An 11,882-nucleotide genomic window follows, 5' to 3' on the forward strand; every position below is an offset into this window, starting at 1 on the left:
GCAACAATCAACTGGAAATCGAAACGATGATTTCCACTATAAATTCCGAATACCCGAAAAAAAAAGCTGCCGTTCCTCCTAATTAGCGCCGATAATGGCAATACCGGTCTCTTTCATGCTATATTGAAGGTAACTTTTATAGGACGGTGTGTACCTTAACATGAACAGCAAAAAACCGGATTCCAAACGCCATTCCGCACATAAACGCAGTACACAAGCGGCTTCAGGCGGCGAGAGAAGCGCAGCCAAAAGCACGGAAAACAAGCCTTACACCGTAAGAGAACATATTGAACTGCTGCCTTTTCTGCTGCAGGCCATCAAGCATCAGGGCCGAAATGCCATTAAATCCCTGCTCAGCCGCGGACAGATCTCCGTTAATGGCCGTTCCGTCACCGCTTATAATCTGGCTCTGAAGCCAGGAGATTCCGTGTCGGTCAGCAGAGACAAGGTTGTCGAGAAACCTCCGCTGATTGGGCTTTCGATTCTACACGAGGATGACCATATTATCATTATCAATAAGGAAGCCGGACTTCTTTCCATTGCATCAGCGCAAGAAACCGAACTGACAGCCTACCGCCAGCTCACTGCCCATGTTAGACTGGAGAACCCGGATAGCCGGATCTTTGTGGTGCATCGACTGGACCGCGACACATCCGGCGTGATGATGTTTGCCAAAAGCGAGGCGGTACAGCAGCAGCTTCAAAACGCATGGCAGGAAACGGTAAAAGAACGAACCTATGTAGCTCTGGTGGAAGGAAAATTGAGGAAGCCGGAGGATACAGTTAAATCCTGGCTCAAGGAAAGCAAAACCTTGCGCATGTATTCGAGCCCTTACCCCAATGACGGCCAGCTGGCCGTCACGCATTACAAGGTTTTGCAAACAAGCAGCGAATTTTCCCTGCTTGAGGTGGAACTTGAGACCGGGCGCAAGAATCAGATCCGTGTTCATATGCAGGATATCGGACACCCTGTCGTAGGCGACAAAAAATACGGTTCAAGGTCCAAAGCCATAGGCCGGCTTGGACTTCATGCCCGGGTTCTTTCCTTCGACCATCCCGTCACCGGAAAGGTAATGCGATTCGAAACGGATATCCCCAAGCAGTTCCTGAACGCCCTGCGGGATGCCCGGCAGCCTTCCTCACGACCTGGCAAGTAAACGGGATCAGGAGGGATCCGCTTATTGGTAAGCCGACAGATAAGCATCCATCTGAAGCGCCGGCTCCAGAACCGGGGAGCCGTGGCATATTTCCAGATGCAGCGGCTTTAATTTGCTGACAATGGCACTGCTCGCGATGGCTTCCTTCATATCCGCAGTGAACATCTTCATCGGCGGCCGCAGCTTTCCTCTTTTTGCGGTAAACAAATCCCCTGCCAGGAGTACCCTGTCGCGTTCATGATAATAAACCACATGTCCGGGGGAATGACCCGGAGTAAGGTAGGGCTTCAAGCTGCCGAATGCGGCTAACCCGGTTCCTTCCGCATCCTCCGGCAGCGGCACGGCAATCCTGGCCTCCAAACTGGCGGCTGCTTTCTTGCGCCGTGGATACGCCAGCATCCCTTCCATATAGGGAATTTCAACCGGGTGCGCATAGACCGGGACGGAACGTTCCCCTATGATCTTATTAACCGCTCCCACATGATCGGAATGACCGTGCGTGAGTATAATCGCTTTCAGCGGACCTGCCGAAAGCTTGTCAATAAAAGTAAGTATTCCCTTTGTCATGCTTCCAATGCCTGCATCCACCAACACAACTCCATCATCTTCCACAACGACCCAGACACGTACAGGAATAACCATCCATATTCTAAGACTCCAGACATGCTGCGATATCCGTTCCGCCTTCATATTTCCTTCCGCCCCTTTCAGTAACCAATGGTTATTAACCGTTGGTTACAATATATCCCGGATTTGTTCTCCTTGTCAACGAGCTTTGATGCATAGCGTATCCGCTGGAGATTAGGAGGCGATAGCAATCGAACATCGAACATTACAATTGGTCTTTTCTAAAAGAAAGAATACTGAGTTGTTCATCTTCTTTGTAGTTATTGCATTTTGATAATTGAACATCAATATATTCCTCATCTCTGTCCTTTAATCGGATTGATCTACAGACATATTCCGTCTTACCATTGTTTGTATTCATTGCGTCACGTGAGTGATCAACAACCCAATTGATTTCTTTACCATTTGAAATAACATCATTAATTTCTGGGCCGCTATCCATTGTTGGAGAAATAATCATTAAATTATCTCCTTTACCATCATTAAATCTTTTCACCAAATTATCAATGCGGTCCAAATCCGCCTGATCAAAGTTAGAGAGAAGGGAGTTGTTTTTGTCTATATTTTCTTTTTGAGACTGGCTTGTTAGTGAGAGAATGACACCCAGCAGTCCAATAATTATAACTGCTTGTACGCAAATTATTAGTTTATTGTATCTCATAAATAACCTCCTCAAGACAAATGCTATCTTATACACTACTGATTAATGTAACACAAAATCATCATTGCGGAGATCCTCCATACGTTTTACGGACGATCCCGATCATCCCGATCATCCCGATCATTATTTGTTCCATGAGAAGCAATCTCTTCTTTGGATTGCTTCGTTTGCTGCGTTTAATGAAAATCAGATAAGGTGAATAGATAGCAGACCTATATGGGAAATCAATGTTAAGGGGGACGCTTGTGAACACTCGAAATACATACCGTATGTGGAATATTTTCGGACTGCTTGCGGTTCTTGCCGCTAATGCGCTTGCTCAATTTCTTCCGCTCAACAACAAGACGACCGCCGAGCTGTCGGACAAACATCCGGTATTGATCACTCCGGCCGGATATGCTTTTTCTATCTGGTCCCTTATTTATGTGCTGTTGATCGGTTTCGTTATTTATCAGCTGGGAACCCGCTCGGGAGCTTCCGCAAAAAATATCGGCCCCTGGTTTTTTGTCAGCTGCCTATTCAATGTAGCCTGGATATTCGCCTGGCATTACGAATATGTGACAACCAGCGTATTCATTATGATCGCGCTTCTTCTTTCTTTGATTATTGTCTATCAGAAAATCCGCTCAGCTTCATCGAGTCCCTCTACCGGGGAGAGGCTCTGGGTCAGACTGCCTTTCAGCCTGTATCTCGGGTGGATCAGCGTCGCATCGATAGTGAATATCACAATTGGACTTTCCAATGCCGGCTGGGAGAGGTTTGGGTTGTCGGAAGTGACTTGGACGATCGTTCTGCTGATTATCGCGTTCGTTCTGGCTTTGATTATCGGCAGCGTTTACCGTGACTCCTTTTATGTTCTTGTATTCGTCTGGGCTTTCGTCGCGATTGCTCTCAAGCAGAAGGATTACACCGACATCTACACCACAGCAATGGTTGGGGCGATTTTTCTTGGCATTTTCGCTATCTATGTGTTATTACGCAGACGGAAACCCTCGAAATGGTAAAAACAAAGGAGCATAAGAGAGCATTTTTAAAGAAAAGCTCTCTTATGTCCAAATTTTTGATTATTCTGAATATTTACAAAATTAATATTTTACATGTACAATGGGTACATATCATTCACAACATGAATGATACACAGTCCACCGAGAGGGGATAGTCCATTGGAGAATGTTAGCGATGCATGTCCTTCGTATCAACGAAACCTTTAGATTTCTGTGGATTTGAATTTCATAGGAAGGAGTAAGCAAAGAAAGCTGCTTGCTTGAGGGACATTGCGGGAAATCAAATTGGATGCTGTGAAGGAGAATAGCCGCTGCTGCTAAAGACAGCGTCAGGGATATTCTTCAAAGTCAAAGTTGATGGTCTTATAGAATTTGCAACGGAAGTTGTTTGAATGGAGTGTGCAGGAAACAATTGAATACGAAAATGGTTAACGGATAGGGTTTCTGGTTGTCACCGACAAGCAGAAACCCTATTAACGTTCCCTTATGCTTTTGTCAAATGAATCATCCGCGAACCACCCTTAAACCCGGCAAGCGTTGTATGATGCATCCTCCCGTCGGTAATGGCGTCCACATGATGGAAATGGACATGCCCGCTAAAAACCCCCCTGATCCGCTCAGCCCCTTTTCCGCGGCGAATCCATTCAGTAAATGCCAGCGTACTCTCGTCAGGGAGCCTGATCTGCCAATTAAGAAGCTCCTGATCCGTCCAATCCTCTGCTCCCATCATGATCGGACTTCCGCCCCATTGGCTTCTGACCGCAGGTTCCAAGGATGGAAGATACAGCGGAATATGCATAAATAAGAGACTGGGCAGTCCGAGCTCGCACTGCTCGCGAATAAAATCAAACTGCTGCTCCGTCAGCTGATAATTGCTGTTGTCCACGCCGATCAGATTCATCCCGCCTAATTGAATGGCCTGGCAGCCAGGAACATTTGAGAACCATTCCTGAAATAAAGGATAGCTCTCTACCCTCATTTCGTCCGTAACGGGCAGATGCGGGAAGCTCCAGTCATGATTGCCGGGCATGTACAGATAAGGCATCTGGAGCTCGCCGAAGGCGCTCTTCATTACTTCCATATTTTTAAGGGAAGGAAAATCAATAATATCGCCGGTAAACACGACACCGTCTACCCGCTCTTCGTTGCTTAATCGGATAAGACCTTGAAGCAAATCCGTAAGGGTGAAGTCCCCCGGCTGCCCTTGCTCGCGAAAACCGGTATGACGGTTGCCAGCCATTCGGCACAACTCCTCTCCTTCCCGCGGATATGCTTCACACAAATGGGTATCCGTGATCTGCATAATGCGAAGATCCTCCTTCAAACCCGGAATGCAAATCGTCGTTTTCTCCTGATTATGCTTCATTTGCTGCTTCATTGGGTTCTCCTCCCCTTCATCTTGAAATAATCGGAATCATGAATGCTTTCCAGAAAAGCACGCATATCCACGAAATGATAATCCGGAGTAATATCCGGGGATGAATGCGTGCCCGGCGGCTCCTGATTGCTGTTAATCCATACGGTTGTCAGTCCCAAAGCCAAGCCACCCTTGATATCCGTTTGCAAATTATCTCCGGTGAATACCGATTCCGTTCGGGCAACTCCAAACAGATCCATACCATATTGGAATAAATACGGCTCAGGCTTGCCGAGAATCTGGATCTCATCATCCAGCAGCGGCTGAAGAGCGGCAAGCAGCGCCCCCGTTTCGGGCACCCTGGCAGCGTTCTCCCCGGGATGGTGGAGATCCGGGTTCGTCGCCACGACTCTGGCCCCGCGAGCTCCGTCAGCAGCGGCGATCTGCAGCTTCTCATAGCTAAACTCCGTGTCCCGGGAAATCACAACAAGCTCTGGTACCGATCCCGAACCGAACGGAATGACCTCATGACCCGCTTCCTCCAGGGAATGTATGAGCGCGCTGCTGCCCGCCACCTTCAACCGGCTGGGTCCAAACCGCCTGCTTATGAAGGCACCCATATATTCGGTTGCCGTCACAATATGTTCCGGCTGCACAGACAATCCCATCGCCTCCAGCCGCCTGGCCACCTCCCAGCCCGTATCGCGGGAATTATTGGAGACGAAGCCGACGTTCTTGCCCGCTGCCCGCAATGTTTCAAGCAGTGCCCCGGCTCCAGGTGCAAGCGTCCGGCCAAAATAAATACAGCCGTCCAAATCAAATAAGTATGTGCTTTTCTCCTGCCATACAGCCATTCACTTTCCCCCTTTGTCTGATTGCGAATTTGGAGCATCCGGATGCAAAAAAAGCTCTAAACAACAAACAGAAATAAGCTTCTGCTTGTTATTTAGAGCTTTCACTCTTGTACGCGGGCTCCAAACAAAACAATTATCTTTACTATATGCCAGCGATTAAATGATTTCAAGACTTTTTGCATTTTTAAACCAATCCGGGACCGCTTGATCATGTTCTTAGCTTAACTGGTCGTAGGTTAATCCCCACAGCCCGCGCTGGCTGGTCGATATTCCCATCGCTCCGGCATCCAGACACTGCTTCGCTTCGGATGGCGTCTCGACCAAGCCGCTGGCAATGACCGGTATCTGTTGGAAAGCATCCGCGAAGCCGGCGATGGTCTTCGGAATCAGCCCCGGCATAATTTCTATGGCGTCGGGCTGGACCGACTCCACCATTCTCATCGCGTTGCGGACCGCTAGCGAATCGATAATAAACACATGCAGGATCGCGAATATCCCGTTTCGTTTTGCCTCCTGAATCAGATGAGCTTTGGGCGTAATAATACCATCCGCACCGATATAGCCTGCAACGAAGTCAACCGCTTCCTTATCGCTTCGGGATAAACCCTTGACCAGATCGATATGAATAAAAGAGCTGATATTCTCCGACCTGGCGCGCGCCACAGCATCCTTCATCTCAATGATAGATCCGCCCATAAAAAAACAGATATCCACCCCGCTGACAAGGGCCGCCTCCAGCTGGCTTAAATCCCGCAATGCCGCAATAACCGGTTTATCCGCTAATCGGTATAATAATCGGATAAGCGTCACCTCCAAGCTTGTCTATTACGTCTTCTCCCCTAATTGTACGTGGATACTCCATACAAGTCACGCCTTAATAAGGGACGATAAGAATCTTGACATCCGCAACTAATTAGAATATTATCTAATTAAATAAATTTCTAATTGGGGATGGTGCAGGATTATGCTTCAGCTTGATAAGATCGTCAACTATCATAAAGCGCTCGCCGATCCAACCCGGATCCGGATGATTATTCTGCTCGCCGCCGGAGAGCTGACAGGACAGGAGCTTGCCGGCAAGCTATTTCTGTCCACGGCCACCATCACCCATCATGCCGCCAAGCTCCGGGCGGTAAGCCTGCTTCATGAACGTCGGGAGAAGAATGCGATTTATTTTTCCCTGGACCGTTATTTTCTGAAGCAGTATGCCGGTTCCCTGCTGGCTTTGCTTCAAGAGCAGGAGCAAGAGCCCTATACCGAGGAGGCCGCTTCTTTGGAAGAAAAGAATGAACGTCTTAAACAATCCGTTTTGCGGAATTTTTTCAGCGGGGAAGGGAAGTTGAAGCATATCCCGGCGCAGCTCAAGAAAAAACGCATTGTATTGGAGAGCCTGGCCGAGCGGCTGGAAGAAGGCAGATCTTATTCGGAGAAAGAAATCAACGGCTTTATTAAACAGTTCCACGATGATTTTGCCACGATTCGCCGGGAATTCATTATGCATGCGTATCTGTATCGCGATCATGAGGTCTATGAACGCAATCCGCGCACGATGTGGGAGAAGTGGGAAAATCTCTCCTAAAGTACGAATAAGAAGAAACATGTCTATAATTCAAAGAAACCGGCTGCACCCATTGGAATACGGCGCAGCCGGTTTCTTAAACACTTATTTACCCTCAGCCTGAAGCGCCTTGAGCGCTGCCCGCAGCTGCGGATCTTCCTTCTTGTACTTCTCCATCAATCTTGCTGTGATCCGGTAGGCCGTCCTGTCATTTACAGCTCCGTTATCGGGCAAAGCCTCGTCACGCTGAAACTTCTTCACGGCTGCAGCCGTACCTTCATCAAAGATTCCATTCCCCGCGCCTGCACTATAGCCGAGCGTGCTCAGCATCGTTTGAACCGTCTGCACCTTGTCCCCGTAATCGCCCTCCTTGATCAGCAGACCGGCCGGAAGCCTTGGGAGCAAGGTATACGAAGGCGCTTCGACGGCAATCGTCGGCTCGATTCCTTTCTTATGAATCCATTGACCGTCGGGAGAACGCCACTGGGCTTCCGTAAGCTTCAGTACGGAGCCTCCCTTTAGCTGTCTGAAGTTCTGGACAATTCCTTTACCGAACGTTTTTTGACCGATTACTGAAGCATTCGCGGTCGTTTTCAGCGCAGCGGTCAGCACCTCTGCGGAACTTGCGGTGTGATCGTCAACTAAAATAGCCAACGGCAGCTTCCATGGTGTTTTTTGCTCCGATTTATGAGTAATCACCTGTTTCTCGTCTTTGTAGACCACTTGAAGAATCGTTTCTCCCTTTGGTACAAACAAATTGGCGATTTCTACCGTTGGCGTCAGGAGACCGCCTGGATTGCCCCGCAAATCGATCAACAGCGACTTCATCCCAAGCTGCTGCAGCTTGGTCACGGCTTCCTTGAACTCGTCGCCGGTCTTCTCTGCAAAACGGGTGATCGAAATTTCGCCGATCTGGCCCTCCTTCATCTCAAACGTGACTGTATGAACAGGCACAGCCCCGCGGGTGACGGGAACCTCCAAAGGCTCATTCATCCCCTGGCGGCGGATCATAAGCTTGGCGGTAGAGCCTTCCTTGCCCTGGACCAGCTGTTTCAAATCCGCCAGCGTGATGCCTTTGGCGGTTTTGCCGTCCACAGACAGAAACACATCGCCGGACTTTAAACCCGCTTTTTCCGCAGGGGCATCCTTTATCGTATTTTCAATGATGAATTCTCCGTCTTGTTCCCGTATTTCAACGCCTATCCCGACAAAGGTATCCTCGTAGGACTGGACATACTGCTCTCCCTTATCCCCGCTCAAATAAACCGAATACGGGTCATCCAGCGAAGCAACCATACCTTCTGTGGCTCCTTCGACAAGCGCCTTGGACGTTGCCCCGTTTAAATAATTATCCATAATTTCTGTATAAGCGTAAGACAGGTTGCGGAAGGCTGCTTCTTTCAAGACGGGATACTGCGCCATCATCGATATTCGTCCGCCGATAAAACCAAGCGCGCAAGCCACCACCACAAGCAGAACCAGGTTCACATTCCGCCGCTGGTTCGCTTCTTGCCGGCCATATTTATTCATCTCTACCACTCCGTTCTGACACAAGGAATCTGCTACTCACTTTATCGCATTCCCGGGTCAGCCGCAAGCCAGGCGCAGCGCCCAAACCTCCCCTTCCGCTGTCAATGTCACCAATGCGACAAATTTTTCGTATCATGCCTGACCGGCAAGGGCTGGGGCCTTTTGTTTACTGCAAGATCTAAACAGGAATAAAACGATACGGTGCTATTCTGCCGGCAGCGTTTCTTCCGCAAGGCTAAGCCAGCCGATTTCGTCTGCCGTCAGGGCTACAGGGAGCGCCTTAAGGCTGTCATAAAGCTCTGAGGTCTGATGCGGTCCAATAATAGCCGCAACCGGAAACGGCTGGTTCAGCACATAGGCCAGCGCGATATGGTTGGTGCTTACGCCATACTTCTCGCCTAACTGCGCGGCACGCCGCTTGCGTTCCCAATTTTCGGCGCTGTAATAAACCCGCACCATGTCCGTCTCCCCGGTCTGCTCCGGCGTATAACGATTCGTAAAGAAACCTCCAGATTGGGAGGACCAGGAAATGACCGGAAGCTGCGACTGCTTATGCCACTGCTCATCCTCCGCATAGGTGGACACGCACCCTGCCCAGCGCGCCTCGATCGGCTTGGCCAGTCCAAGATTGGGACTGCTGCTGGCAAAACCCTTCATTCCGTTCTTCTCCGCATAGGCGTTGGCCTCCCTGATCCGGCCTACCGTCCAGTTGGATGCTCCGAGCGACAGACAACGGCCTGCGGCGATCTGATCGTTCAAGCCTTCGAGAATATAGCCGACGTGGACATTAGGGTCATCGCGGTGAAGCATATAAATATCGACGTAATCCGTTTTGAGACGCTCCAGCGACTCCACCAGATCGCTCTGAATACAAGTTTTGGTCATCCTGGATTGCTCGTAGGGGTGGGCCCCTTTGCCAATGATGACGACATCGCTCCGGTTGCCCCGGTCCTCCATCCATTGCCCAATCGCCTGTGCAGAGCTCGCGCCGTAGATATGACCGGTATCGATCGTATTCCCGCCCGCATGGATATAGGAATCGAGCAATTCGCCGGAATAGTCCATTTTATCGATGCCGAGCATCATAGAACCTTGCACAAGCTGGGAGATGCCCTGCTGAACGCCCTCCACTTTGATTCGTTTCATCATTTTTATCCCGCTCCTCTTCTGTCATGGTTTGTTTGTCCTATATTGATGATTATAAAGGAGGTTTGCAGGCAATAACATCGAATTATATTGCAGGATCTAAAACAATATTGCGAAATCTTAGACTTACCTGCTTAGGGAGGATGGAATGACCGGTTATGAAGCATTTGACACTGCCGTTGGTCCGGCCTGAACGTTTCTACTGCTTTCCCGAATCGGCCGGCTTCTATCAGTCAGCCAGAGACCACACCGTTAACCGTCCCGCGGGTTACCTGAAGGAATTCAATCTTCATCTGGTCACGGCCGGACAGGGATTTGTAGAAGGAGACAGCGGTCGTATTGAACTAAAAGCCGGCGACGCCTTCCTGTATTTCCCGGGTGATAAACAGTTCTATTACAGCAGCCATAACCCTGTCTGGAGCGTAAAATGGATCCACTTCTACGGCAGCGGAGCATTAAACGACCTGACTGAACGGGGCTTCCACCGTTCGATTGTATGGAGGATCCGCTCGCCCAAATTGCTGGAGAACCGGATCGATGACCTTCTCGCGGAAATGAAGCAATATCAATCGCTCTATCCCACAAGTGTCTCGATGCTGATGTACGGCATTGTGGCGGAACTAATTGAACAAGCCGAACCGCTATCGGCGAACACATCCGCAGTGGCAGCAAGCGGACGCATTTCCCACCTGCTCCCTGAGCTGCAGGCGGCAGCAGCTGAAGCTTTCGATCTGGATCATTGGGCAGCAAAGGCGGGTACCAACCGTTATGCCTTCTGCCGCTGGTTCCGAAGGGCTACAGGCCAAACACCGCTGGAATTCGTTACCATGTGCCGGATAGGCAAAGCCAAACAGCTGCTGGTAGACCGGTACAATCTGCCGATCCATGAAGTGGCGCTGCTCTGCGGCTATGAAAATCCGAGTTATTTCAACAAACGGTTTCTGCAAAGCGAAAGGATGACGCCCACAGCATACCGCAACCTTTTTCTGATGGGCCGGTAACCTTGAAGCAAAAAAATCGCTTGTCCGCCGTTTCATTTTCCGCTACAATCAATGAAAACCTAAAGAGAGAATAGGAGCAGGAATAACCATATGTATAAATTGATCGCCATTGATGTTGATGATACTTTGCTGACCGACGATCTGGTCGTTACGCCCGGAACCAAAGAGGCACTTGCTGCTGCCATTGAGAAAGGCGTATTTGTTACACTTGCCACTGGACGCATGTTCCCTTCAGCCAAAAAAATCGCCATGCAAATCGGCTTTAATGTGCCGATCATTACGTATCAGGGCTCGCTCGTCAAGACGCTGATAGATGAGCAGGTCCTCTATGAACGAAGCGTGCCGAAGGATGCCGCCCAGCAGCTGTTTGATTTCTGCGAGGCGCGCAAGCTGCATCTGCAGCTGTACATCAACGATATTCTATATGTCCAGGAGGATAATGAGAAAGCCCGCGGATATTCGGGGCTCTCCAAAATTCCTTTTGTCGTCGAGCCGGACTTCAACAAGCTGATTGACCAGCCTTCGACCAAAATGCTCATCATCGACGATCCGGCTTATCTGGATGAAATTGCGTTGGAATTGACGCCGCTCATCGGGGACCGCGTGCATATCACCAAATCCAAAGCCCATTACCTGGAGTTTATGCATAAAGAAGGAACAAAGGGTCATGCTATCGCGTTTATGGCGGAGCATATCGGCTGTACGCTCGATGACGTCATTGCTATCGGCGATTCATGGAACGACCATGAAATGATTGAAGCCGCCGGTCTTGGCGTAGCCATGGGAAATGCGCTTCCGAAGCTTAAGGAGATGGCCCAATATGTGGCCTCCTCCAATAATGAGGAAGGCGTGCGCGAGGTCATTGAGAAATTTATTCTGAATCCGTCCTGACAGCGTCTGATAGAAGCTGCCGCACAAAGCAAGATTCTTGCTTTGTGCGGCAGCTTTTTTTGTCCGCTTCTTGGTCTCTGCGGTTTTCATAAATTCT

Annotated in this window: 12 protein-coding genes; 5 read left to right on the top strand and 7 right to left on the bottom strand. The window is 49.5% G+C overall.

All coding sequences use genetic code 11. The features are described from left to right. Positions 1 to 160: 160 nt before the first annotated feature. Positions 161 to 1,156 (top strand): RluA family pseudouridine synthase, encoded by a 996-nt coding sequence (locus tag IEY46_RS18820; protein ID WP_188993548.1) that lies wholly within the window; start codon positions 161 to 163, stop codon positions 1,154 to 1,156. A 21-nt stretch (positions 1,157 to 1,177) separates the two neighbouring features. On the opposite strand, the gene IEY46_RS18825 is transcribed toward IEY46_RS18820, so the two are convergent. Continuing rightward, on the bottom strand, positions 1,178 to 1,846 hold the full coding sequence (locus IEY46_RS18825) for an MBL fold metallo-hydrolase (RefSeq protein ID WP_188993549.1): 669 nt from the start codon (positions 1,844 to 1,846) through the stop codon (positions 1,178 to 1,180). A 142-nt stretch (positions 1,847 to 1,988) separates the two neighbouring features. After that, positions 1,989 to 2,444: a DUF4362 domain-containing protein gene (locus tag IEY46_RS18830; RefSeq protein WP_188993551.1), complete on the bottom strand. Its 456-nt coding sequence runs from the start codon at positions 2,442 to 2,444 to the stop codon at positions 1,989 to 1,991. 245 nt (positions 2,445 to 2,689) lie between these two features. Between IEY46_RS18830 and IEY46_RS18835 the strand changes: the two genes are divergently transcribed. After that, a complete protein-coding gene (locus tag IEY46_RS18835; RefSeq protein ID WP_229750363.1) occupies positions 2,690 to 3,448 on the top strand; it encodes a TspO-related membrane protein in 759 nt (252 codons plus the stop codon). 484 nt (positions 3,449 to 3,932) lie between these two features. Here IEY46_RS18835 and IEY46_RS18840 read toward each other — a convergent pair whose 3' ends face one another. From IEY46_RS18840 to IEY46_RS18850, 3 genes are all read right to left on the bottom strand, one after another. Continuing rightward, a complete protein-coding gene (locus tag IEY46_RS18840) occupies positions 3,933 to 4,826 on the bottom strand; it encodes a metallophosphoesterase family protein (protein WP_188993553.1) in 894 nt (297 codons plus the stop codon). Continuing rightward, complete coding sequence (locus IEY46_RS18845) at positions 4,823 to 5,659, bottom strand: HAD-IIA family hydrolase (protein ID WP_188993555.1); 837 nt, start codon at positions 5,657 to 5,659, stop codon at positions 4,823 to 4,825. Before IEY46_RS18845 ends, IEY46_RS18840 begins: the two co-directional genes overlap by 4 nt. Before the next feature lie 216 nt (positions 5,660 to 5,875). Next, positions 5,876 to 6,469, bottom strand: coding sequence for a glycerol-3-phosphate responsive antiterminator (locus tag IEY46_RS18850; RefSeq protein WP_188993557.1), 594 nt, complete (start codon positions 6,467 to 6,469; stop codon positions 5,876 to 5,878). 154 nt (positions 6,470 to 6,623) lie between these two features. On the opposite strand from IEY46_RS18850, the gene IEY46_RS18855 reads away from it, so the two are divergent. After that, positions 6,624 to 7,238 carry a DUF2087 domain-containing protein gene (locus IEY46_RS18855; protein WP_188993559.1) on the top strand — a complete coding sequence of 205 codons (615 nt, stop codon included), beginning with the start codon at positions 6,624 to 6,626 and terminating at the stop codon, positions 7,236 to 7,238. An 84-nt stretch (positions 7,239 to 7,322) separates the two neighbouring features. Here IEY46_RS18855 and IEY46_RS18860 read toward each other — a convergent pair whose 3' ends face one another. Next, the gene (locus IEY46_RS18860) at positions 7,323 to 8,747 is read right to left on the bottom strand and encodes a S41 family peptidase (protein ID WP_188993561.1); all 1,425 of its coding nucleotides are present in this window, start codon (positions 8,745 to 8,747) and stop codon (positions 7,323 to 7,325) included. A 204-nt stretch (positions 8,748 to 8,951) separates the two neighbouring features. Then, positions 8,952 to 9,896: an aldo/keto reductase gene (locus IEY46_RS18865; protein ID WP_229750364.1), complete on the bottom strand. Its 945-nt coding sequence runs from the start codon at positions 9,894 to 9,896 to the stop codon at positions 8,952 to 8,954. A gap of 155 nt (positions 9,897 to 10,051) precedes the next feature. Between IEY46_RS18865 and IEY46_RS18870 the strand changes: the two genes are divergently transcribed. Further along, the gene (locus IEY46_RS18870) at positions 10,052 to 10,894 is read left to right on the top strand and encodes an AraC family transcriptional regulator (RefSeq protein ID WP_188993563.1); all 843 of its coding nucleotides are present in this window, start codon (positions 10,052 to 10,054) and stop codon (positions 10,892 to 10,894) included. A 90-nt stretch (positions 10,895 to 10,984) separates the two neighbouring features. After that, a complete protein-coding gene (locus IEY46_RS18875; protein ID WP_188993565.1) occupies positions 10,985 to 11,785 on the top strand; it encodes a Cof-type HAD-IIB family hydrolase in 801 nt (266 codons plus the stop codon). Positions 11,786 to 11,882 lie beyond the last annotated feature (97 nt).

The organism is Paenibacillus nasutitermitis (genome assembly GCF_014641075.1).
GTDB classification, from domain to species: Bacteria; Bacillota; Bacilli; order Paenibacillales; family Paenibacillaceae; genus Paenibacillus_Z; species Paenibacillus_Z nasutitermitis.